The organism is Reticulibacter mediterranei (assembly GCF_016587455.1).
This window is the reverse complement of record NZ_BNJK01000002.1, coordinates 686,886-710,400: the sequence shown is the minus strand read 5'-3', so window position 1 is coordinate 710,400 and position 23,515 is coordinate 686,886. Positions and strand designations below refer to the sequence as shown.

General features: G+C 53.8%; 25 protein-coding genes. 17 read left to right on the top strand and 8 right to left on the bottom strand.

Annotated elements, in window-relative coordinates; all coding sequences use genetic code 11:
- Positions 1-151: 151 nt before the first annotated feature.
- A complete protein-coding gene (locus K3T83_RS41415; protein ID WP_220209005.1) occupies positions 152-1,264 on the top strand; it encodes a winged helix DNA-binding domain-containing protein in 1,113 nt (370 codons plus the stop codon).
- Here the strand turns inward: K3T83_RS41415 and K3T83_RS41410 are convergent.
- On the bottom strand, positions 1,245-2,009 hold the full coding sequence (locus K3T83_RS41410) for a metallophosphoesterase family protein (RefSeq protein ID WP_220209004.1): 765 nt from the start codon (positions 2,007-2,009) through the stop codon (positions 1,245-1,247). The genes K3T83_RS41415 and K3T83_RS41410 overlap by 20 nt on opposite strands.
- Positions 2,010-2,311: 302 nt before the next feature.
- On the opposite strand from K3T83_RS41410, the gene K3T83_RS41405 reads away from it, so the two are divergent.
- From K3T83_RS41405 to K3T83_RS41385, 5 genes are all read left to right on the top strand, one after another.
- Entirely contained in the window at positions 2,312-5,482 is a 3,171-nt protein-coding gene (locus K3T83_RS41405) for a winged helix-turn-helix domain-containing protein (RefSeq protein WP_220209003.1), read from the top strand.
- 100 nt (positions 5,483-5,582) lie between these two features.
- The gene (locus K3T83_RS41400; protein WP_308441718.1) at positions 5,583-5,831 is read left to right on the top strand and encodes a DUF8691 family protein; all 249 of its coding nucleotides are present in this window, start codon (positions 5,583-5,585) and stop codon (positions 5,829-5,831) included.
- Positions 5,832-5,945: 114 nt separating this feature from the next.
- A complete protein-coding gene (locus K3T83_RS41395) occupies positions 5,946-6,275 on the top strand; it encodes a PadR family transcriptional regulator (RefSeq protein ID WP_220209002.1) in 330 nt (109 codons plus the stop codon).
- 173 nt (positions 6,276-6,448) lie between these two features.
- Positions 6,449-6,799, top strand: coding sequence for a hypothetical protein (locus K3T83_RS41390; RefSeq protein WP_220209001.1), 351 nt, complete (start codon positions 6,449-6,451; stop codon positions 6,797-6,799).
- Positions 6,751-7,623 carry a cytochrome P450 gene (locus K3T83_RS41385; protein ID WP_220209000.1) on the top strand — a complete coding sequence of 291 codons (873 nt, stop codon included), beginning with the start codon at positions 6,751-6,753 and terminating at the stop codon, positions 7,621-7,623. The genes K3T83_RS41390 and K3T83_RS41385 overlap by 49 nt, the downstream gene beginning before the upstream one ends.
- Before the next feature lie 214 nt (positions 7,624-7,837).
- Here K3T83_RS41385 and K3T83_RS41380 read toward each other — a convergent pair whose 3' ends face one another.
- On the bottom strand, positions 7,838-8,341 hold the full coding sequence (locus K3T83_RS41380) for an RrF2 family transcriptional regulator (RefSeq protein ID WP_220208999.1): 504 nt from the start codon (positions 8,339-8,341) through the stop codon (positions 7,838-7,840).
- Between the two features lie 167 nt (positions 8,342-8,508).
- Between K3T83_RS41380 and K3T83_RS41375 the strand changes: the two genes are divergently transcribed.
- Positions 8,509-8,979, top strand: a complete 471-nt coding sequence (locus K3T83_RS41375) for a carboxymuconolactone decarboxylase family protein (protein WP_220208998.1) — start codon at positions 8,509-8,511, stop codon at positions 8,977-8,979.
- Between the two features lie 285 nt (positions 8,980-9,264).
- On the top strand, positions 9,265-10,152 hold the full coding sequence (locus K3T83_RS41370; RefSeq protein WP_220208997.1) for a GNAT family N-acetyltransferase: 888 nt from the start codon (positions 9,265-9,267) through the stop codon (positions 10,150-10,152).
- Between the two features lie 12 nt (positions 10,153-10,164).
- Here the strand turns inward: K3T83_RS41370 and K3T83_RS41365 are convergent, their stop codons facing one another.
- Positions 10,165-10,764: a TetR/AcrR family transcriptional regulator gene (locus K3T83_RS41365; RefSeq protein WP_220208996.1), complete on the bottom strand. Its 600-nt coding sequence runs from the start codon at positions 10,762-10,764 to the stop codon at positions 10,165-10,167.
- A 145-nt stretch (positions 10,765-10,909) separates the two neighbouring features.
- Here K3T83_RS41365 and K3T83_RS41360 point away from each other — a divergent pair, with 145 nt between their 5' ends.
- Both K3T83_RS41360 and K3T83_RS41355 read left to right on the top strand, forming a co-directional pair.
- The gene (locus K3T83_RS41360; RefSeq protein WP_220208995.1) at positions 10,910-11,788 is read left to right on the top strand and encodes an SDR family oxidoreductase; all 879 of its coding nucleotides are present in this window, start codon (positions 10,910-10,912) and stop codon (positions 11,786-11,788) included.
- Positions 11,789-11,924: 136 nt separating this feature from the next.
- Positions 11,925-12,977 (top strand): NAD-dependent epimerase/dehydratase family protein, encoded by a 1,053-nt coding sequence (locus tag K3T83_RS41355; protein ID WP_220208994.1) that lies wholly within the window; start codon positions 11,925-11,927, stop codon positions 12,975-12,977.
- An 87-nt stretch (positions 12,978-13,064) separates the two neighbouring features.
- Here the strand turns inward: K3T83_RS41355 and K3T83_RS41350 are convergent, their stop codons facing one another.
- From K3T83_RS41350 to K3T83_RS41335, 4 genes are all read right to left on the bottom strand, one after another.
- Positions 13,065-13,931, bottom strand: a complete 867-nt coding sequence (locus K3T83_RS41350; protein ID WP_220208993.1) for a PrsW family intramembrane metalloprotease — start codon at positions 13,929-13,931, stop codon at positions 13,065-13,067.
- Positions 13,932-14,054: 123 nt separating this feature from the next.
- The gene (locus K3T83_RS41345) at positions 14,055-14,270 is read right to left on the bottom strand and encodes a hypothetical protein (protein ID WP_220208992.1); all 216 of its coding nucleotides are present in this window, start codon (positions 14,268-14,270) and stop codon (positions 14,055-14,057) included.
- A 291-nt stretch (positions 14,271-14,561) separates the two neighbouring features.
- Complete coding sequence (locus K3T83_RS41340) at positions 14,562-15,095, bottom strand: GNAT family N-acetyltransferase (protein WP_220208991.1); 534 nt, start codon at positions 15,093-15,095, stop codon at positions 14,562-14,564.
- Positions 15,096-15,199: 104 nt separating this feature from the next.
- Positions 15,200-15,520 (bottom strand): NHL repeat-containing protein, encoded by a 321-nt coding sequence (locus K3T83_RS41335; RefSeq protein ID WP_220208990.1) that lies wholly within the window; start codon positions 15,518-15,520, stop codon positions 15,200-15,202.
- Between the two features lie 15 nt (positions 15,521-15,535).
- On the opposite strand from K3T83_RS41335, the gene K3T83_RS41330 reads away from it, so the two are divergent.
- The 6 genes from K3T83_RS41330 to K3T83_RS41305 all read left to right on the top strand — a co-directional run bounded on the left by K3T83_RS41330 (position 15,536) and on the right by K3T83_RS41305 (position 22,078).
- Positions 15,536-15,976, top strand: a complete 441-nt coding sequence (locus K3T83_RS41330; RefSeq protein WP_220208989.1) for a hypothetical protein — start codon at positions 15,536-15,538, stop codon at positions 15,974-15,976.
- 118 nt (positions 15,977-16,094) lie between these two features.
- Entirely contained in the window at positions 16,095-17,306 is a 1,212-nt protein-coding gene (locus tag K3T83_RS41325; protein ID WP_220208988.1) for a GAF domain-containing sensor histidine kinase, read from the top strand.
- An 89-nt stretch (positions 17,307-17,395) separates the two neighbouring features.
- Positions 17,396-18,334, top strand: coding sequence for a GNAT family N-acetyltransferase (locus K3T83_RS41320; RefSeq protein ID WP_220208987.1), 939 nt, complete (start codon positions 17,396-17,398; stop codon positions 18,332-18,334).
- 220 nt (positions 18,335-18,554) lie between these two features.
- On the top strand, positions 18,555-19,826 hold the full coding sequence (locus K3T83_RS41315; protein WP_220208986.1) for a multidrug effflux MFS transporter: 1,272 nt from the start codon (positions 18,555-18,557) through the stop codon (positions 19,824-19,826).
- A 295-nt stretch (positions 19,827-20,121) separates the two neighbouring features.
- Positions 20,122-20,589, top strand: coding sequence for a GNAT family N-acetyltransferase (locus tag K3T83_RS41310; protein ID WP_220208985.1), 468 nt, complete (start codon positions 20,122-20,124; stop codon positions 20,587-20,589).
- A gap of 370 nt (positions 20,590-20,959) precedes the next feature.
- Positions 20,960-22,078 (top strand): pyridoxal phosphate-dependent decarboxylase family protein, encoded by a 1,119-nt coding sequence (locus tag K3T83_RS41305; RefSeq protein ID WP_220211068.1) that lies wholly within the window; start codon positions 20,960-20,962, stop codon positions 22,076-22,078.
- Here the strand turns inward: K3T83_RS41305 and K3T83_RS41300 are convergent.
- Positions 22,068-22,967, bottom strand: a complete 900-nt coding sequence (locus tag K3T83_RS41300) for a LysR family transcriptional regulator (RefSeq protein WP_220208984.1) — start codon at positions 22,965-22,967, stop codon at positions 22,068-22,070. The two genes, K3T83_RS41305 and K3T83_RS41300, sit on opposite strands and share 11 nt — an antisense overlap.
- A gap of 119 nt (positions 22,968-23,086) precedes the next feature.
- Here K3T83_RS41300 and K3T83_RS41295 point away from each other — a divergent pair, with 119 nt between their 5' ends.
- Entirely contained in the window at positions 23,087-23,488 is a 402-nt protein-coding gene (locus K3T83_RS41295) for a tautomerase family protein (protein WP_220208983.1), read from the top strand.
- Positions 23,489-23,515: the final 27 nt, after the last annotated feature.

Here is a 23,515-nt window from a genome sequence, read left to right as displayed (position 1 = left end):
CATAACTGGCGGGTCTTTGCACTCAGATACTACTCATCCATCCCCAAGGATATCAAAAATTGTGCAATTTGTCCAGACAGACACAAATATGATGAGATTTCCCTACATCGTCGTATATAGTACAAAAAGTAAAGAAAATAAAAGGTAAAACATGATTACTCTCACAGTTGACGATCTGTTAAGGTTGCGTTTACAGGCTCAACAATTGATTATGCGGCAATCAAACGTCGCACAGATTGTGCGGACTACGTGCGGCATCCAGGCGCAGGAGATGGAGGCGGCAGCACTCTCACTTCGTGCGCGAAGCAGCGGATTGACCCAAGCCGATGTCGAGCAAGCACGGGTACAGGAGCGCTCCATTATTCGCACGTGGGGACCACGCGGCACCTTCCATCTCCTGGCAACAGAAGATCTTCCCTGGCTGTTGTCGCTCTTTGGTCCCGTCTTTATAGCAGCCAATCAGCGAAGACGGGCAGAGCTTGGCCTGGATGAGGATACCTGTCAGTTCAGCATGCGCCTGATCTGCAACGCGCTAGCAAGCAAGGGGCCGCTTACGCGAGCAGAGCTTGTGGAGTCTCTGGAAACACACAACCTGCGTATTGAAGGACAGGCAAGGCCACACTTGCTACAACGCGCGGCCCTTGAAGGCTTGATTTGTCTGGGGCCGGATCGCGGCAAGGAACCAACCTACGTCCTGCTTAAAGATTGGGTAGATCAGTGGTCACAAATCAGCATCCCCTCCCACACAGAAGCAATGGCGCAACTGACGCTCCGCTACCTCAATGCTTACGGTCCCGCCACGCCAGAGGATATGGCGGCATGGGCGGGATTACCGCTCAAATGGATACGACCAGCCTGGAGTGCAATCGCGAACCAGTTGCAAGAGATGCAGATTGACGCGAGTTCAGTCTGGCAGCTCAAAACTCAGCGCATGGACCTGGCGGCGCTCCCAGATCCAGAAGTACATCTCTTGCCGCGCTACGACACCTATCTGCTCGGCTACCACAAGCGCGACCTGATCGTCCCGCCTCAGTACGCCCGGCGCGTCAATGCCGGTGGCGGGATCGTGCATCCTACGATACTGCTGGATGGCCGCGTGATCGCAACATGGCACAACACAAAGCAAAGCAAATCGCGCCTGAACATAGCAATAAAGCCGTTTGAGCCGCCACTCTCGCTAGCCATATTGCCAGGATTAGAAGCAGAGATCAATGATATGGCACGGTTTCTCTCTATTGATGAAATTATCTCAACTCCTGCTTAGCTGCCAATTGCTCGAAAAATTCGGTGGCTTCGGCGGCGCTTGGTATCTTGAGCACGTTTTCCTCGACAAACTCCTGCACGCCTGGATAACCGCTGGCAGATATGCGTGCTGCGGCCTCAGCGAGATCGTAACTGGTGTGCTTAAAGGTGATATCAGGCCCCAGCAGCAACCAGTACGCGCCCGGTTGATCAGCGTAAGGCATACCAACGCTGCCCGCATTGACGATGCGCAATGCGTCGAGAAAGCGCTCAAACTGTATATGGGTGTGGCCGCAGATGACGATTTGCTGCTGCACACCGGCGAAAAAGAGGCGCAAACGCTCTTCTGGCGAGGAGTGCGTAAATAGCTCCTCGTCGTTGCGCGGCGTGGCATGACAAAAGAGTACCTCGCCCAATCCATCAATCGGGATGGTCAATTGTGGTGGCAGGTTCGCCAAAAAATCGCGGTGCGAGCTATCCAACTGTCGAGCAGTCCATTGCGTGGCCGCGCGCACTTCCGGGGGCTGTTGCTCGCCAAATGGCACGCCATCGAAAGCGGCGACGACCTCGCGATCCGCGTTGCCACGAAGAGCGCGCATTCGATCTCCCAGTTGCCATAGCCGCTCAAGCGTGGCGCGCGGCAGAGGGCCGGAGACGATATCTCCACCAACCACAATCAGATCGGGCCGCTCTTTTTGAATCTCGCTTAAAGCGGCCTCCAACGCAGGTTCATTGCCATGAATATCATAGATCGCTGCAACTCTCATAATGTTCTCTCCTTCACTCTAGCATTCGTTTATAAGAGAACCGTACCCGTTCCTGACCCTATATTCAAGGCAAAACACATGCTGAAAGCATAGGCGGAGACAAGGCTATGCTCTCAGCATTGGCGGACATAATATAAATACAAAAATTCAGTGAGGTAATGACAGCGGACAGATCGCTTTTAGCCTATGAGTCCCAGGAGCGGATACGCACGCTTGTAAGCTTTCCTCCCCTTTGTTATACTCATCCTGTTGGGGAGTTGGGGAAGACGTTCATTGTGGAGTTGTAGAGAAGAAAGGATGCCATGCCAAAACCAGCGGCTCATGCTCTGCTCTGGTCTCCCGAAAACCAGTGTTATCTTCTGCATACCCTCGACCAGCCGCCATTGCCTCTGTTTCCAGAAGACAAAGGAGCGTGGCAGGCCTGTTTGACGACACATTCCTCCTTTTCCTTTCAGGGCCAACATGGTCACTTGAATGTCCTCAAAGAGGTTCGTTCTCGTGGGAATGGCTACTGGTATGCCTATCACACCCATTCCGGCCAGACCAGGAAGCGCTATCTGGGAACCGATGCGACCGTGACTCTGGCTCGTTTAGAGGAGATGGCACAGGATCTCCAGGAGAGCCAGCAGAAGCTGCCATCGTTCCCCGAGGGCGTGCTGGAGGCAAGGCCCGTTTCCTTCAACGAGATCCCTTCCCAACTCGTCGAGCCTGATACCCCATTCAATGATCCCGGTATGCTGATGGTGCTGACCAGGCTGGTTCCTCCCCCTCTTCCTGCCACTCTCATGGGACGGGAGCGTCTGCTCTCGGCTCTGGATACTGCGCTGTCCCACCGACTGACTTTGCTCTCTGCATCCGCTGGCTGGGGCAAAACCACCCTGCTCTCCGCGTGGGCGCAGCAGCATCAGGGAGCCGTTGCCTGGCTGTCTCTGGAGTCCCTGGACAATGACCCGACGCGCTTCTGGATCTCGGTGATCGCGGCTCTGCGAACGTGCCGGCCAGAAATGGGAACGCATGCCCTTACCCTGCTGCACACCGCTGCGCCGCTTGCGAGCAGCCTGACCACCCTGATCAATGAGTTCGCAGGTCAACGCGCGGAGAACTCCCCTCTGGTGCTGATCCTGGATGACTATCATGTGATCGACGAACCGAGCATTCATGCCTCGCTGACCTTCTGGCTGGAGCATGTGCCCCCGCATGTGCACCTGGTGATGGGCAGTCGCGTCGACCCCGATCTGCCTCTCTCTCGCTTGCGAGTGCGCGGGCACCTGGTCGAGATCCGCGATACCGATCTGCGCTTTACGCGGGAAGAAACGCAGCGCTTTCTCATACAGCGTATGGGACTTGCCCTCTCGGAGGCAGACGTCACGCTGTTGGAAGCGCGCACCGAGGGCTGGATTGCCAGCCTCCAACTGGCCGCCCTCTTCCTCCAGAAACAGACGGACCCCTCGGCTTCGGTGCACATGCTCAGTGGCAGCCAGCGCTTCGTGCTCGATTACCTGCGTGAAGAAATCCTCACCAATCTGCCAGAAGACCTGCAAGACTTCTTGCTGAAGACTAGCTGGCTCAATCCTTTGAGTGCCTCCCTCTGCGATGCCATCAGAGGCAGAGAGGATAGTGCTCATCTGTTCGAACAGGTAGAGCGAGCGAATTTGTTTCTCCAACCCCTCTCCGAGAGTCGGCAGTGGTATCGCTATCATGCCCTATGGGCACAGGCCGTACAGCATGAAGCACAGCTTCGCCTGGGAACAGCCACGCTCCGTTCCCTGAGGAGCAAAGCCAGTCAGTGGTATGAGCAACAGCGAATGCTCCCAGAAGCCATTGAGGCGGCGCTGGCTGGGGAAGATTTTGGTCGCGCTGCATCGCTGATCGAGCGTTTTGTCATCCCGCAGAGCTTTCACAATGCGTATCACCTACTGTCTCGTTGGCTTAGACAACTACCTGAGCAGATCGTGCGAACCCAACCAGAACTCTGTTTCCTGTCTGTCCTCGCTTTGACGTTTACGACTGATCGGCGTTCAGTTGACACCTGGACACGTTCTAAGCGGCTCATTGAGTGGGCAGAACGAGGCTTTGAGGCAACCGAGCAGTGGGAACAACTCGGGGAAGCATTGCAACTGCATGCTGACCTGGCCTTCTTTCAAGACGATGTAGAACGTCTGCTGGCATTGGGGCCCCAAGTCCAACCACTGTTGACAGAGCGGAGTTTTATGTATCCTGACCACCTCCTGCTGAGGGGATTTGAAGCCTTACTTGCGGGTGAGGTGCATCTGGCCGAGCAGCGCTTTCTCGAAGGGTATAGGAGGGAAAAAAACTTCGGCAATCATCCCGCTGTCTTCGCTGCATCTCTCTGGTTGGGTATGGTCTGTCTGGAACGAGGCGAACTGCGCAGGGCAGAGCACTACTACCATCAAGCCCTTGCCTACATTGATGAAGACCAGGAGACCTTTCAGCAACAATTGCTGCTCTCTACAGGCAGCAGAGAACCTTTCTTTATCTCCTGGGCCTATCATTGCCTTGCTCAACTTTCTTATGAGCGCAATGAGCTCTCCGACGCTCTGCGCTATCTCTCCAGGGCGCAGGCGCTGAGAGAAAAGCCGGAGGAAGGGATTCACGTTCTGGCATCGGGCGCTCTCGTCCAAGCTCGCCTGCTACACACTTGCGGGGAGACACAGAAGGCTCAGGAGGTGCTTTCGAAATGGGAGATGCATACTCATTTTTCCTGGTCTTTGAGAGTAATACGCGTCTGCCAGGCGCGACTCCAACTGGCACATGGAGATCTGTCAGCAGTCGAACGATGGGTGCAGGAAAAGCAACGGGCCGACCAACCCCAGGCATCCGAACTGGAGGAAGAACTTCCACTCATGCTCCAGCAGGAAGAAGTGCTGCTCCTCGCGCGGTTACACCTTGCGCAAAAGAAAGGGGAAACCGCGTTGAAAGCGCTCGTCTCCTGGAAAGAGAAGGCCCAGGCTCAGGGACGCAAGCACAGTGTTCTGGAAATTCAGATTCTGGAGGCGCTAGCCCATGTTGCCTGCCAGGAATACAACCAGGCCAAATCTTCTCTCATTGAGGCATTGCGACTGGCACAACCTGAGAGCTACCAACGCCTCTTTCTGGATGAAGGGCCAACGATGGAGCGCTTGCTGAAAACGCTGTTACCAGAACTGCGCGAGGCACCTTTGATCTCCCACGCGCAAACCCTTCTGCGCGCATTTGCTCAGGAATCAGGCACTCAGCCCACAGAAGAGGCTGCACCTCTCAGGGAGGATACATTGCTCCTGGAGCCTCTCAGCGAGCAGGAGCAGCGGGTTCTCCGCCTGCTGGTCGCCGGGCGTTCCAACCCAGAGATCGCCAATGCCCTGGTGATCTCGCTCAATACCGTGAAAACCCATGTTCAAAACCTCTATCGCAAGCTGGGCGTCCACAATCGTGTTGAGGCAAGTTCGGTGGCACGACGCTTGTCTTTGCTCTAATCTATTCTGTTTTCCTCACCCCCTACAACCATCCGATCAGGTGAAGGCAACTCACCCTCTGGCACCTTATACTCCAGGTATGTTCAACGAAAGGAGGAAGGTGCTGAATATCGATTGTCGCATTGGTATCAAAGGACATTTGGACCCATCCTGGCAAGAATGGTTTGAAGACCTTCAGATTCTTCCACAAGCCTCTGGCAAAACGTTGCTCTGCGGATCGTTGCCCAATCAAGCGGCACTCTATCGGGTTCTGCTCAAAATTAATAGCCTGGGTTTGACCTTGCTCTCGCTTGAGATTGGTGATGCCATTTCTTCGCAAGAGAGCGAGGGAGAAAAACCTCCTCTGTGAGGTGAATAATAAAAAAAGGGAAAGGAACATATTTCTCAGATAAAGTATCACCGCTGAAATAGTACATTGACAGTCATAGTACTATGACATGTAATCCCAATACGAGGTGATGCTATGAGTGAAAACAAACTGACCTCCGACCTGCTACGCGGACATACCGATACGATGATTTTACGGCTCTTATCAGAAGCTGATCGTTACGGCTACGAGATTGTCAAACTGATTGCTGAGCGCTCGGGTGGGGAATATGAATTAAAGGAAGCCACAATGTACTCCAGCGTCCGGCGGCTTGAGGTGGACGGCGATATCGAATGGTATTGGGGCGATGAATCGCAAGGCGGAAGGCGGAAATACTTCAGGATTACTGAAAAAGGGAAAGCAACTTACAATCGCAACAAAGACAATTGGGAGTACGCGAAGCGCGTGCTGGAGAACCTCTTGTAAAGAAGGGTGTTGGTATGATGGATAAGCTCACATATGCCGCGCTCAAAGGCTTGGGAGCTGATATCTCAAAGGCAACTGTACTATCATGACGCAAAAAGTGCTCTCTGAGCACTAACGTAGATAGCTCTCTATCAATCAAGTAGACGATCATACAAAGAGAAAGAAGAAGAATTATGCAGAAAAAAAACAATAGAGAACAGCTTAACGCCTCGTATGACTGGTATCGTCAGATGCGTGAGACACAGCCCGTCTCCCAGGACCCGACTTCAGGCATGTGGAACCTCTTCCGCTACGACGATGTGGCCCGCGTGCTCTCTGATCACGCGACGTTTTCGTCCGAGCAGAACCGCTTCGTGCCAGCCGAGTACCGCGATGTCAGCCCAATCAGTTCGAGCATTGTCCGTCTGGACCCTCCGCGCCATCACAAGTTGCGCTTTCTCGTGTCGCAAGCCTTCACCCGCGCATGGTGGCTCACATGGAGTCGCGCATCCAGGAGATCACCAGCACCTGGCTCGACCAGGTAGTAACTAAGGGGGAGATGGATGTGATCAGAGATCTGGCCTATCCTCTGCCTGTCACGGTCATTGCGGAGATGTTGGGAGTTCCCGCGGAGCGGCGTGAGGATTTCAAGCGATGGTCTGATGCCTTCGTCTCGGGAGATGGGGAAGCCACGGAAGAAGATCAGCAGGCGGGCATGCAGGCAGCAAGCGACATGGTCAACTACTTCACCCAGATCTTTGAGGAGCGGCGCGCCCAGCCCCGCAACGATCTGGTGAGTGCGCTGCTACAGGCGGAAGTGGACGGGGAGCGGCTCTCCAACGAGGAATTGATCGGGTTCTGTGTGCTGTTGCTGGTCGCAGGCAACGAGACCACAACCAATCTGATTGGCAATCTCGTCCTGTGCCTGGATGAGACGCCAGGAGCGCTGGAGCGCCTGCGTGCCCATCGCGAACTGGTGCCCAATGCTCTTGAAGAGGCACTGCGCTACTACTCGCCGGTCAAACTCCAGCCGCGCTGGGCCGTGACTGAAACGACGATAGGCGATCAGCGCATAGAAGCCGGTCAGTTACTCCTGGTCTGGGTCGCCTCGGCCAATCGGGATGAGGCCCAGTTCCCCAATGCCGATCAGTTCAAGATCGAGCGTGATCCCAATCGGCACCTGGGCTTCGGGCGCGGCATCCACTTCTGTCTGGGTGCTCCCCTGGCTCGTTTGGAGGCGAAGATTGCGCTGAACGCGATGCTCGACCGTCTCCCCGGCTCCTGGCACGTGTCCGATGCGCCGCTGTCCCCAATCAAGAGCATGTCCTCCTTTGGGGTGAAGCAGTTGCCCTTGACCTGGGAGAAGTAACTGAACGGAAGTCTGGCTAACAGCCCCTCTCTGATGGCTGATAGGAACCCTCCTAAACGCTTCTCCCAGTCATCGGAGAGATCTCAGCCAATGCGTTTGACGACCGTTGTTGTGTTCTGTCGATGATGTGTGGCGCTCGATGGTTAGCGCTTCAATGCCAGTCTTGGAGAGGCGGCCTGAGCTCCTTATAATACAAATTATTTATGCAAGCATATTATTTTTCGGGTGCAAGTCGCATACGTCCAGCAACCCACTGTGCAGTTCGTTCCCGTGCTTCTGATGAAACATCGTGTTGATAGTGCGAAATGGTATCGGCGACGGTCTGTACACGCAGCGCCTCGCGCCAGGCTTTTTCTGCCCGTGCCATCGCCACATGAATCCCACAGGGCATGCGAAACGCTTCTGGCCCGCTCGCCACAGGCCCACGCTGGCGAATCTCGGTGCAGCGAAACAGCGGCTCGCGCCCATCTATCGCCTCCACAACCGCTAATAGCGTAATCTTCTCAGGCGAGCGCGCCAGCCGATAGCCGCCCCTAGGACCGGGCAACGACTCAATAATACCCGCATTGGTAAGCGCCTGAAGATGCTTGGAAAGATAGGTTTCGGACAGCCCGTGAAATTCGGCGAGTGCTCTGGTTGGTAAAGTCGCTCCCTGGGGCAGCCCTGCCAGCATATGAACACAATGTAGCCCCCATTCAACCCCTTCACTCAATTTCATCGCGCTTGCCTCCTCATTATTCCAGGATAAAAATTATCCTTGATAAATCTTGTCCACGAATCTATAATCTAGATAGAAGTTGTCCAGGATAGTATACCTTCTTCTTGGAACAAATTCAATTGTGAGAAGAGCAGGAAATTATCCCTGTCCATAAGGAGAGAGTCATTATGACTACACGTCTTAGCGCCTCCGCGTTAAATACTGAGGCTTATCGTGCGATGTTTCGGCTTGAACAGACAGTTAAGAACTCCGGTTTAGAGCCATCATTGCTCGAACTGGTCAAATTACGCGCCTCACAAATTAATCAATGTGCATTTTGTATCGATATGCATACTAAAGATGCTCGTGCAGCAGGGGAGACGGAACAGCGCCTCTATCTGCTTTCGGCATGGAGGGAAGCGCCGTTTTACAGCGAGCGAGAGCGTGCTGCTCTCGAATGGACCGAGTCGCTGACGCTGATTGCCAACAACCAGGTTCCCGACGAAATATATGAACGCGTTGCACCGCACTTCACCGAAGAGGAACTGGTCAACCTGACTCTTGCGGTTGTCGCCATCAACGGCTGGAACCGCTTTGCCATTAGTTTCAGAAGCGAACCCGGCACCTATCAACCAAAACAAGCTGCCGCCCACTCATAATGGCCGCAGTTTCTTCTCTCTGAGCGCTTGAGGCCGTTGTATACACGATACGCTTCATTTGAAGTGGTAAGCACTCCCCGGATATGGTAGGGGCGATGGCTTGTCCTCGCCCTGGTGCCTCAGGGGAGGTGGGCGAGGACAAGCCATCGCCCCTACCATATCCGTTCACCCCCCAGAGGATGTTCTGAATGCATCAATGATGAAGCTTAATAGAGCACTACGACATATTGGCTAATGTATAATTGCAGCAGCATACATTCAAGGCCCAGATGAGGAGAAGTACTTATGATAACCATTCGACCCGCGATGGAGCATGATATGGTGGAGATGTATCATGTCTACTATCTTAACGAAATACAGGAGAACGATGACCCGCCCCCACTTCCAGCTATCACACCACCCGCACTCAAGCATATTATAGAGACCGGAACGGCGTCTGTGGCTGAGCAGGATGGGAAAGTAATTGGTTACGCAGCGGCCATTTCGCGCGGCTCCATCGCCTTTCTTACCGATCTGTTTGTACATCCAGCAATGCAATCGTCGCATGTAGGCATGGCACTGCTTCAACATACATTCTCCCTTGATACGCCTCTTATCCATTGCACATTCAGCTCAACCGACCATCGAGCGCTCGCTCTCTACATTCGTGCCGGAATGCAACCGCAATGGCCCCATTTCAATCTGCGCCTGACGGAACCTGTGCGCGATGGTCGCTGGCAATCTCCCATCAAGATTCGCGAGGCTGGTACTGATCTTGTTGAGTTTGAGCGATGGGATGCGCGTCTCAGCGGACGCAGCCGCCCACAGGAGCATGCGTTCTGGCGTCAACAGCAACGAGCCGTGCCGCTCTGGTTTTATGATCGAGATGAGATTGTCGGGTATGGCTATGTACGGCTGGGGGCCGGAACGCTGCGGTTTCCCAATGCCTGCACGATTGGTCCTCTCGGCGTCAACAAGCCCGAGCTGGCCGCAGATTGCGTGCTGGCCGCCGTTGATTGGGCGCTGCACCATGCCGAAGTGATTCGCATCGATGTGCCGGGACCGCATCTCTGTCTCGCTCCCCTGCTAGAGCGCGGCTTTCGCATCGTCTACGTCGAAACCTTTGTCTCTCAGGCCGCCTCGCCCTTTTTTGATGCACGCCGTTATATCGCATCAGGATCAGATCTGTTTTAAGTATGTATGCACCTATTCGCCAGCAGGTGCATGTTTCAAACGCAGGATGAATGCAATAATCTCTCTGGCGAACGTATCGTCTAGCGGCGCAGGATACAGGAGGAAACGATACCATTTCGCGCCATAAATCAAGTCGGCCAGCACATCGAGATTGGTATCGGGAGCCAGCTCGCCTTGCTGCATAGCACGCCGCAGTCGCTCGATCAACTCAGCCCTGCGTGGCACAATAAACGTTCGCTGAAACTCATGAGCAAAGGCGGGATCAAGCTGTGCCTCGGCTGCTAATCCGCTCAGAACGGTTCCCGATTTCCCCCGCAAGGCCAGAAAAGCCTGCTCAAAGTAGGAGAGCAGATCCCCTTCCAGGGAGCCAGTATCGGGAAATGACGCGTGGGCATCAGAAGAAGTAATAAGTGCTTCGAGGGCCACCGCCGCTTTCGAGGGCCACCAGCGGTAAATGGTCTTTTTGCCCACTCCAGCCCTCGCCGCAATCGCCTCAATCGTCATATCTCGATATCCCACCTCCTCTAACACCTCCCTCGTCGCTTGCAAAATTGCCTGATGCGCCTGATCGCTGCGACGACGACCCGGCGTTGACCCCTCTCGCTCAACCAATCTCGTCTCCTCCTTATTTTTTCCTTGACAACACGATACGTATCGTTTATATTTCTGATAGGTCAAATAAAGACACGATACGTATCGTTTATTATAGCAGATGCCGCAGACAGTGCAAAGCTCTGCTTGAAAGGAAAATGAAGATATGGCAACAGCGCCTCAGAGCAATCGAGGAGCCGTTTTGATTACGGGTGCAGCCGGTGGTCTTGGTGTCGCGACTGTCCGACAGCTCGACGCATTGGGATTTCAAGTCTTCGCTGGAGTGCGTAAGGCCGCCGATGGAGAGAGACTTCAGCGCGAGATTTCCAGCCGCATCATCCCGGTCTTGCTCGATGTGACCGACTCTGACTCAATAACTCGGGCTGCACAAATGGTAACGAAAGCCCTCGGCAGCGCGGGACTCGCCGGACTGGTGAACAACGCGGGATTGATCGTTGAAGGACCGATTGAATTAACCCCAATCGCAGAGATACGCAAGGAGTTTGAGGTCTGTGTCCTCGGCCCCGTCGCTGTAACGCAGGCGTTTCTGCCGTTGTTGCGCAAGGCGCGAGGGCGTATCGTCAACGTCGGAGCGCTCAGCGGGCTGGTGACGCTGCCCTATTACGGCATCATCTCGGCGGCGAAAACCGCGCTGGAATCGTTTACCGACGCGCTACGGGGTGAGCTGCTGCCCTGGGGCATCTCCATCTCAATTGTAGAGCCAGGCGCGCTGCAAACGGAGATTTTTGATAAATCAGGAGCCAGCGCGCAACAGACAAGACAGCAGTTTTCCGCGCAACAGCAGCAACTCTATGCCTCGGGATTGGCGGCGCTCAGCAAAACCATAGCCAGCCAGCATCGCGATAACCCCAGTATTGCCGTCGCTGCCATTACGCATGCGTTGACATCGCGTCGCCCCAAAACACGTTATCCGGTCGGGCAGATAGCCGGAGCACTCGTTTTCCTGCGTGTGCTGCCTGACCGCCTGCGCGACACATTGCTGTTGCGGTCTATTGGCATTCCCAGGGCGCAACCCACAGTATAAAGCTGTACCACAACGCTTATAGCATATTGGCGCGAAACCTATGCTATAAGCATAGAAAAGGGATTGCTAGCCACGCCGTAAGCAAGGTAAGGTGAAAGTAGCGTCAAAAGAAAACAACAAGCGAAAGGAAAGATTGATGCGTATTCTTGTGATTGGCGGTACTCACTTTATTGGCCTGGCTGCTGTGCGCCGCTTGAGCGAGCAGGGACACGATATCGCGGTCTACCATCGCGGCAAAACTGAGCCGGACCTGCCGCCCTCAATTCAGCACATCCATGCTGATAGCGCACAAAAAACCACCGCGCATTTCTCTCCCGAATCGGTTGCGGCATTTCGCAGCTTCGCCCCGGATGTGGTGCTGCATATGATCTTATTTACTGAAGAAGATGCTCGTGAGGCGATGGAGGCGTTGAAAGGGATGGCTGGTCGCCTGGTTGCGATCAGCAGCCAGGATGTCTACCGTGCCTTCGGTCGTGTCAATGGGCTGGGTAGTGGACCGCTCGACCCGCTGCCAATCACGGAGGAGTCGGCCCTCCGCGAACAGCTCTACCCCTATCGTGCCGATCCGCCACGCGCCGACGACGCACCCGATAAGTGGATGGATCAGTACGACAAAATCCTGGTGGAGCGTATCGTCATGAGCGAGCCTGAACTGCCCGGCACGGCTTTACGCCTGCCCGCCGTCTATGGTCCCGGCGACTACCAGCATCGCCACTTCTCCTTTCTGAAGCGCATAGATGATCGGAGACCATTTATTTTGCTCGACGAGGCAGAGGCACGCTGGCGCTGGACGTACAGCTACATCGATGATGTAGCTTCAGCCATTGCCCTGGCCGTCACTAACGAACGAGCCAGCGGCCATATCTACAACGTTGCAGAAGCAACTACGCTCTCATTAGAGGAGCGAGCACGGCTGATTGCACAACTGGCAGGCTGGCAGGGACGCATCATTCTTGCGCCACGAGGTCGCTTGCCAGAGCCGCTGAGGTGGGATATCCATCCCGAACAGGATATCGTGGTCGATAGCGCGCGGATACGTGAGGAGCTTGGCTATCAAGAAGCGTTGCCGTTAGAGGAGGCCATGCAGCGCACGATCACATGGGAGCGTGCCAACCCGCCAGCAAAGATCAACCCCCAGGAATTCGACTATAGCGCGGAAGACGCGTTTGTTGCAGAAAACAATCTTTGATCCATTTCGTAGTGGAGCGATGTATCGCGTTGCTGGATGCGCCTGTGATACGGCCTCACGCGATACATCGCTCCACTACGAAATGGATCAAATTGGATTTGCCGTGGGAGGAAGCGTCCTTCGCCTGCGCGCCCGGACATACATCACACTCAGCGTGGCGAGACCAACGATGCCGATGAGCAGTGAGATCAACGGAATGGGGATGCCAGGCGGGATGACGAGGTAAATGGTGTTGGGCAGGCCATTCCAGAGGCCGTGCAGTATCGAAACGAAGAGGTACGTTACGAAAACCAGACCAGTGATGCGGAAGCGGTTGTTCGAGGTGCTCTGGCGGAACAGGACAGCAGCGAGAATGGCCGTCCAGGTGCCATGCCCAAAGGGAGCAAACAGGCCGCGCAGAACCGTCGTGAAAAGCGAAGCCCCGACATGGCCCTGATTGAGGAGGAACGAAGTAAAGGCATAGCCCGTACTTTCGAGAGCAGCGAATCCCATACCAACCGCCGCACCAATCAGCAGTCCATCGATGGCTTGCCTATGTTCCATACGTCGCGCCAGAAAGATTACTGCCAGGATCTTTGAAGCCTCCTCAATGAGTCCGACCGCGAATCCACCCATCAGCGAGAGACCTTGATCGGGATTCGAGGGAGCTGGCAACAGGATTGACTCTAGAACCGTCGCTCCCAGCACACCCAGGATGCCGCCAAGAATAAAGCTTTTCGTAATGATCTCAGGCGTGAGGCGGCTTAAATGCTGATGATCGTAGAGGAATGTCACAAAAACGACCGGGATGAGAAAATTGCCAATCATAATCACGGTCGGATATAAATTCGGGTTGCCTGTCCACAACATCACAAAGGTCGTGACGAGAAACAGGACAATTCCAACCCATAAAACGTGGAACCAACCTCGCGCCCCACGTTTACGCTCCTGGGGAAACCAACTATTTTGTGCCATAACGACGCTCCTTCTCTATCACATAGAGAGTCAAAACAGTATAATCTAGTATATAACACTCTACAGCGCCACTCTGGGTGACAAGTGAAGCGTCGTTATGATTATCTTTTCCGGTGCGCCCCTCTAGATGAAATAATCATCCGGGCATGGAAAGCCAGTTTGCTTCGTCAGTCGCTCCTGAAAACGGTTGAGGAGAGCGAGCATCGGGGTGTGATGGCGCATCGACTTGCACTGCTGGCGATAGGATGTAACGAGCCGCTCAACAACCTTCCACTCCTCTTTCGGTGCGGAAATCGTGACGACTACTTCTTCTTTTACCGCCTGTTTATCCTGATCCATATATTGTACCTTTCCCTTCTACAAACACCGTGATGCATTGTATACGTTTCCTGCCACACTTAAAAAGTGAACAAGGCAGTTCTTTATATATTACAAGCTACATTGCAAGATTTACATTACTGACATAACCATTAAAAGTAGATGCACGCACCCACTTCAGCTACAAGTACAACCCGAATTGTTCGGTAAGCCGGACGAGGAAGCACTCGCGCAACCTCACTGCTATTTGCGCGTGATTTTCTTTCTATATTTGAGTATACATTGGCGTTCAAGACGGGTGAGAACGGACTGTCATACGCGGCGCGGGCGAACCATCTCCAGTTGGGGAATTGCAACCCCCGATGGAAGATGGGCAACGCTCACACCTGGCGCTTGCTCATTCATCACAAAGCCAAAGCTATGATAGAACGTTATGGCCTTCGCGTTATATGTCGCCACAGAGAGCGTCACCGGCTTGTGGTCGCCCAGCCAGTCCAGGGCCGCTTGCAGCAACCGTTTGCCAATACCTCTTCCCTGATGAGCAGGAAGGACATAAATAGCCCTGACATGCCCATTCAGTGCCTCTTTTAGCGCAATGCAAAAGCCGATCACGCGCTGTTCCTCTTTCGCCACCCAGACATGTAGCCCTGGATCAGTATTGATTTGCTGTTTGTTGGTGGGATGGCGTCTCATGAGCGTCCCATCAGGATAGGCAAAGCGAGCGTTGATTGCCTCTCTGGTAATGCCCAGTTCTTCATTCGGATAGGTAGCAAGCCATGTCTGGTGCTGAACATAGCGTATCCCTTCGTCGTCGTCCGGGATCGCATCCTGAATTACAAAGGTCATCGCTCCACATTCCTTCTATATTCCTCGCTATACAGCCCCTATTGTACCCTATCATCGCTCTTGAGGCTATCCTTCTCACGCTACCTATGGTCGAAGGACATCTATCAAGACAAGGTTCCGATCGGCCACATGACGAGCACTGGCCCCAGAACAGGATCGCTGGGTATTTGCGAGCCATATTGAGTCGTAAACCAGACCGTTCCATTGCTCTGCACGACTAACCCGTCATGTGGATGCGCATTGGGATCGTTCAATGGTTGAATTTTGACCACGCCTTTCGAGGGTGTGAGATAGCCAACAGTGGCGTTGAGCGAGTCGGTGAACCAGACGTTGCCATGCGGATCAATCGCAATGCCGGAGATATGAGTGCAAGTGTCAGGCGGACGACGACACGGCGCGGCTACCTTCAAGTGTTGTGTTGTCAAGGGGCGACAGCTCCTTTGCTGATCCAGACCTTGTACGATTTGCGGGAGCACTATCCCAATCAGAAGATGCGCCATCATCTGGATCGCTTCTGGAAAATGTTACAAAAATCTGTTACCATTTCGGATGAGGATCGATTTCGCGTCGAGGAGGAGATGAAAATGCAATTCGACTGGTTCATCGATACCGTTCCCCAGGTCATCGAGCGTGTCCAGCAAGCTGAGAAACGCGGGAAAGAGGAGGGCAATGTTGAAGGCAATATCGAAGGCAAAATGGAACAGGCACGTCAAGATGTAGTGGAGGTCGTGCAAGTCCGCTTTCCAACGCTGGCAAACTTTGCACAGACACAAGTAGCTTCCATAACGCAACTTACTCAATTATGTAAGCTCATGCGCGATCTCATTCAAGCATCCGATGAAGTTGCTGCTGTTTACTTGCTAACGGCAAAAGGAGCATAAAAACCACATAGCTTGCCCGAATGGACAGGGAGAGCGCCGTTCTCATGGACAGTACGCCAATAAGTCGCTCGTTATACAATCAATGTAGCGATAATAGAGCGAACAGGAGGCGTGTGTCATGAATCAACATGAGATGAAGTGTCAGGCGGAACATTGTTCAGCAGCAAACGAACAGCTTGAGCGCCAGAATCGAGAACTGACCATTCTCTATCAGGTCTCCGAAGCGTTGAATCGCTCGACGGACGTGCATACCGCGCTCGAACAGACCTTGATCCTCGTCGCGGAGTGGCTTGGGCTACATTCTGGCTGGGTCTGGCTGCTGGATGCCGAAGAGAGGCCGTATCTGGCAGCCTCATTGAAATTGCCACCCTTTCTCCAGCGGCCCGCACAGATGGAGGGCTGGCTCTGCCTCTGTCTGCAAACGTTTGTGGAGGGCGATCTGGCGGGTGCGGCCAACCTCAACGTATTGGAGTGCAGTCGGCTCAAAAAGGCAAGATCCGGCTCCGAAGGTCTGCGCTTTCACGCCAGCATCCCTCTCTATCTCGACAAGAAAAAGCTCGGCGTTATGAACGTCGCTGGACCCGAATGGTGTAAGCTCAGCTCGGAGGAGTTGATGCTCTTGAGTACAATTGGCAATCATGTTGCGGTCGCGGTCGAGCGTGCGCGCCTTGCTGAAGAGAGCGCCCGCATCGTTCGCTTGCAGGAACGCAATCGGCTTGCCAGAGAGATTCACGACACGCTGGCCCAGGAACTCGGTGCCATCTCGCTCTACCTGGAATCCGTCGATGCCCTGCTTCCAACCAATCCGCAGAAAGCTGGCGAGCAGGTACGCAAAGCGCTGGATTTGACGCGTGAGGCTCTGGGAGAGGCCAGGCATTCTGTGCAAGACCTGCGCGCCTCCACGCTGGAAGGCCGCACGCTCGGTGAGGCGCTGCACGATCTGACCACACAATTTACCCATCGCACCGGCATCGAAACCCATCTAGAGGTCAGGGGGCATAGTCACAATCTCCCCTCACAGGTAGAGGCCGAGTTGTACCGCATCGCACAGGAAGCGCTCTCAAACGTACGTAAACATGCCGAGGCTCACTGCGTCAGAATACAGTTGCTCGAACAGGAACATGATCAGTTGATCTTGCAGATTCAGGACGACGGCAAGGGATTTCCACTTCCAACAGGTGAAGAGTACACAAGCTTTGGTCTGCTCGGCATGCGCGAACGAGCGGAGATGCTGGGTGGAACGCTCTCTGTGCGCTCTCTCCAACATAATGAGGAGCATGGAACCATCGTTTTTGTCCGTGTGCCGCTCAGGGCCGCCCCTGCAATCTGATATGGCGCGAAAATTTGCCGGAAACATATTATAATATAGAGGATGAAGGGAATGTCGTTTGCCTGTGATGTATTGGAAGGGAGATGCTGATGGCCTTTTTCCTCCGTTCTCTTAGCGGGGAAGCCGATATACCAAGAATCGTGGACCTTGTGAATACGGTGGACCCGGAACCGGCAAGCATCGAGACATTTCGTGAGCGATACTGTAAAGCGCCTCCAGGGGGTCTCAGCCCTATCGTCGCTATCGATCTGACCGGCCAGATTGCTGGTTATGCCACCATCTCTCACGCCCCTTTTGCCAATTGCTTCTGGTTACGCATCATCGTCGATCCCTCAAAACGTCATCAAGGCATCGGTTCTCGCCTCTATAATTCCGTTCTTACGATCGCTCAGGCACATGCAGTGACCCAGATTATCAGCGAAGTACGCGAAAATTGTGTTGAAGGTCTGCAATTCGCGCAGCACCGCAACTTCCAGATTACCAGCCATATGCAGGTTTCCAGATTGTACGTTGCGACCTTTGACGAGTCGCGCTTCAATGGCACAGTGGAGGCCGTTGCACAGACAGGCATCCGTTTCTTTACACTGGCCGATATTGCCATGACACCCGAGATTCAACGCAAACACTACGAACTGCACTGTGATTGTGCCATCGATAATCCCGCAACTGCTGACTGGCGAGCACCCTCTTTTGAAAGCTATTGTCAGCGCGTCTTTCAATCGCCACAATTTCGCGCCGATGGGCATGTGATCGCAGCGGACGACGACAAGTGGGTGGGCCTCTCCGCTCTTGAGTATTACCCACACACCCGCAGCATGCATAACGCATTTACCTGCGTCCATCGTGCCTATCGTGGCCGCCACATCGCCCTTGCACTAAAATTGCTGACCATGCGCGCCGTTCGCGCCTCTGATGTGGACTATATCTACACCAACAACGATTCAACCAATATCCCGATCCTCATCATTAATCGCAAGCTAGGCTATCGAATAGAGCCGGGCATCTATATGCTCTCCCACTTTTTGTAAATATCGCGCTCACCTTTGACTTTTTGCCTCTGCACGTGTATACTCTAAAGAGAGATCCACGTGCGCCCCATTTATGCACCTCATAACACTTCACCAATTACTCACTCGTTTCCTTTTCCTTCTTGATAATCCGCACATAACCTCTATCACGCCTTTTCCATCATTTCCATCACTTGTTCACTCAATATTGTGCTCTCACTTTTCAAAGAAAGGGATTCCCATGTCTACGACAAAGAAGCTCTTGCCAGCATCGGATTTGGCGAACCATGAGAAGATGGCTATGCATGTCCTCTCGATACGTCATGTGCTCATCCTGGGAGGGTTAGGGGCGTTCGGCTCGCTCTCGACCGATATGTATGTACCAGCGCTCCCCACCTTGAGCCATGATTTAGGCACCACCATATCACAGGTGCAGATAACCTTGAGCGCAGGCATGCTCGGCCTGGCGCTGGGTCAGCTCCTTGCAGGGCCGATCAGCGACATGTGGGGACGCAAACGCCCTCTGCTTGCTGGAATTGCGATTTTCATCATTGCCTCTCTGCTATGTGCCGTCGCGCCTGACGTTTCCACGCTAACGATTCTGCGATTGCTCCAGGGGACCGCCGGCGCAACAGGTATGGTGATTGCGCTGGCGATGGTTCGCGATCTCTATGCTGGAAACGCAATGGCCCGTTTCCTCTCCATTTTGATGCTTGTCAACGGGCTGGCCCCTATCGTCGCACCGATTATCGGCAGCCAGTTGCTCAGATGGGCCTCCTGGCACGGCATCTTTCTTACCCTTGCAACTATAGGCGCGGTGCTGCTGCTGGCCTCCATATTTGGACTCAGCGAAACGCTCCCGCTATCGCGACGACAGAGCGCTGGCATCGTCGGCAGTATCAATGACTTCCGCATGTTGATGACTGATCGAGGCTTTGTCGGCTATGTGTTTTCGTCAGGTTTTGCCGTTGTCGCCTGCCTCATCTATGTTTCCGTTTCTCCGTTTATTTTAGAAAGCGAAAGCATCTATGGCCTTTCGCCTCAAAGCTTCGGCCTCCTGCTCAGCATCAACGCGCTTGGTATGGTGACTGCGGGTCAAATCAATGGTCGATTGGTGAGTCGCTTCTCGCCCCGACGACTCCTGATATGGGGGTTGGCTGGTAACGCGCTGGCCGGCCTCTCTCTGCTGATCGTTACGCTCAGCAATATCGGCCTCATTGGAGTGCTGCCATCCCTCTTCGTGCTGCTCTCCAGCCTCGGCCTGATCCTGCCGAACGCGACCACGCTGGCCCTCGCCAACGAGCGCGCGGCTGGGAGCGCCTCGGCCCTCCTGGGAATGATACAGCTCAGCATGGGCGCAATCGCTGCACCATTGATCGGTCTTGGAGGCACAACGAGCGCTCTCCCAATGGCTGCTAGCATCGCTGCTTTCGGACTCGCCGCGCCGATTACATATATCCTGTTCTTTCATTCCGCTTCGCTACAAACTGAGTCGATCCAGAACAATCACTAAATCTATGGACTGCGCCATTGGCTTACGTATGATCGTGCATTGGCTCTATTGTTTTTGTGTTTTCCACTCTATAGTTAGAGAGGGCATTTCTTAACTCATAATCCTTCCCAAAGATAAGCTAAGACCCGTTTGGGGGAGTGGATGAGATCGGGACGACCAGCTAAACCAACGATGATCGTGTCAGCTTATCCTACTTTGTCAAGTCTTAGGAAATGCCTGCATATCTTCCTCATTGACCAAAAAATAGAGATGGGCTAAGATAAAAATCAATAATGCGTATAGGGAGCAAATCCACATGCAAGTAGAGATGAAACTCGCTAGTTTAGACGAAATGTATCTTGTACATGCTGTTATGCGTAAAGCCTTTGAAGAATATCGGGATGTGTTAATCCCGCCATCTGGTGCGTTGCGAGAAAGCATTGAGGACATTGTTAAGAAAACCTCTTCAGGCGGGAGGGCGATGCTGGCTGAGATTGAAAATGTGGCTGTAGGATCAGCGCAATTTACCCTGCATGAAGATCATATCTGGGTTGGGCGCATCTCTGTGCTCCCCTCCCATCGCAGCCAAGGCATCGGGCGGCAGATGATGAAATATATTGAAGAGTATGCTAGACAACAAGGACTCAACGAGGCCAGGTTAGGCGTGCGCCAATCCCTCCCCGGCAACGTCTCCTTTTATCAAAAACTCCAGTACGAAATCGTCGCAAAGAAGGCTCATCCCTCTGGTGTAGGCTTCTGGTATGAAATGAGGAAAGTGTTATAAGCTTTGCGGTACTCAGACGAAGCCGTGTGTAGCACAGTTTCTAAGTGAGGAAATGCCCTCGTTAGAGTTAAAGGGATCTTCTCACTATGAACATGAAAAGGATAGAGTCAATGGATTTTCAACAGGATCACGAGCGCTTAGAGAGTATTTTATCGACAACGCAGACAGCCGCTCTTCAGTTTCTCCAGCATCTTGCAGAGCGACCAGCTGGACAATTCCCCACAACGCTTGCACCCGACGCATTGCCGGAGCAAGGGATCGGCGCGGAGCAGGCACTCGCCACCTTTCGCAGCAAATATGAGCCGCTGCTTTCGGGGTCGCCCGGCCCACGCTATCTGGGCTTCGTAACCGGGGCAGCACTCCAGCGGCCCTGGCGGGCGACTGGCTCGTCTCTTCCTACGATCAGAACATCAGCAGCGACGGCGATTCTATTGCAACCACAGTTGAGCGGCAGACATTGGCCCTGTTGCGCACCCTCTTCGCCCTTAGCGACGACTTCGAGGGTGCCTTTGTCTCTGGCGCGACTCAGGCCAATCTTGCGGCTCTGGCAACGGCGCGTCAATGGGCTTTACAGCAATCTGGACATGATGTTTCGGAGGAGGGTTTGTGGAATGCGCCGCGCATCCCTGTTCTGGCCGGAACGCCACATGCCAGCATTCTCAAATCCCTGTCGATTCTAGGCATGGGCAGACAGTCCGTTGAATATATCCCCAGTTTGCCGGGCAGACAGGCTGTTGATCCCTCCGCACTCGCGCAACGGCTAGTAGCCAACGACGGCAAACCAGCCATTGTGGTTGCCAGCGCCGGAGAGGTCAACACGGGCGACTTTGACGATCTGGAAGCGCTGGGCGAGTTGTGCCGAACGTATGGCGCATGGCTGCATGTTGATGGTGCCTTCGGCCTCTTCGCCGCCTGCGATCCCGCTCACGCTCACCTGCTGCGTGGCCTTAACGCCGCCGATTCGATCACCACCGATGGACATAAATGGCTGAACGTTCCCTACGATTCGGGGATCGTCTTCACTCGCCATATCACGTTGCAGGAACAGGTCTTTAAAGCCGCTGCCGCCTATCTCGGAGCCGGACCGGACCTGTTGCATCGCACGCCGGAGAACTCGCGTCGCTTTCGCGCCCTCCCCGCATGGATGACGCTGATGGCCTATGGACGTGCTGGCTATCAAGAACTGGTCGCGCGCTCTTGCCGCCTCGCTCAACAACTCGGCCAACACATCGAACAATCTGCACGCTTTGAACTCTTATCTCCCGTCCACCTCAATATTGTCTGTTTTACACTCGCGGAAGCGGATACGGCTCAACGCGACCGTTTTCTAGCATTGCTGCAACGCGATGGGCAGGTCTTACTCACGCCAACGTTGTTTGCAGGCAAACCGGCGATTCGAGCAGCCTTTGTCAACTGGTCAACGACTGAACAGGACGTAGAAAGAGTTATTGCTGCTCTGGAGCGCTGTGTTCGAGAAATCAAGCTATAGCATAGTCGGATGCGATAGCCTGTTTAAAACATGTCCCCAATGCATCGAGAGCCTTACCTTGTGCAAGAGGAACCGCCCTCTTAATCAGTCCCATCGGCAGGTGCAGGCTCCAATCTGCTAGGATCTTGACAACCGTACCCGTAGGTGTTGGGCGCGTCGAGATATACGGCAAAAGCGCGATGCCCAGCCCTCCCTGAACAGCCTGCTTGATGGCCGGAAGGCTGCCAATCTCGATGCTTGATGAAACGCTGATCCCCTGCGCCATAAACGCCTGCTCGATAGCAGTGCGATAGGCGCAAGGAGGATTTGTGAGAAGAATACGCTGATGTTGTAAATCGCGCAAGTAGATGTTTTCTTGTTGCTCTAATGGATGCTGCTGTGGAATAAGCAGAACCATCGGCTCTGTGACCAGTGGCTCAAACGAAAGGCCAGCGTTGCTCGGCGGCGGCGTGGAGATGCCCAGATCCAGTTCGCCTGCCGCCACTTTCTCATGGGTCGTAATAGTGCTGACCACCTCAATAGTGAGACGTATGCGCGGATAACGTTCGCAAAAAACATGCAAGACCTGCGCGAGATACTTGCTTGCTATCGGTTCAATCAGACCTACGTGCAGATGTCCGCTTTCACCCTGTGCCAGATCTTGCAAATCCTGCTGCATCTGCTCCATCTGATTCAACACCTGAACGGCGTGCTGTAGCAGAGCGTGACCCGCGCGCGTCAACTGGATCTTCCTGCGCTGCCGATCAAACAGCATCACCCCCAACTCTTCCTCAAGCTGCTGGATTTGCAGCGTAATCGTCGATTGGGCATACTGGAGCCTATCAGCGGCCTGCACAAAGCTGCCCTCTTCCGCAATGGCCTTGAATGTCTGCAAATGGCGTAAATCCATGCTTGCCTCCACCTATCAGAAATTCTGAACGGTTTGTTGAAATACTTTGTCTTGCTAAATATATCACATCCTGTTATTGTGGAGATAGTGAAAATACCAGCAAGAAGGAGTACACAACCATGCCATTTATTCGCATCGATCTACAAGAGGGTCGGCCTGCTGCCACCGTTCGTGCCATCAGCGACTCAGTGCATCGCGCGCTGACCGAACATTTCAACGTTCCCCTACGCGATCGTTTTCAGATTATCACTGAGCATAAAGCGGAACAGTTGATCTACGAGAACTATCTCGATATCGAGCGCACCAATGCTATCGTCTTCATCCAGATCTTCCTGCGCGCCGGTCGCACAGTCGAGCAGAAGCGCGCCTTCTACGCCCGTGTCGCGGAACTGCTCGTGGATAACGCTGGTACGCGTCCTCAGGATGTGTTTATCACGCTAGTTGAGAACACCATTGAAAACTGGAGTTTTGGCAACGGCCAGGCCCAGATGCTTGATCTTCCTATGGATCAGTGGAAATAAATTTACGCAGACCTGAAAGTGGATAAA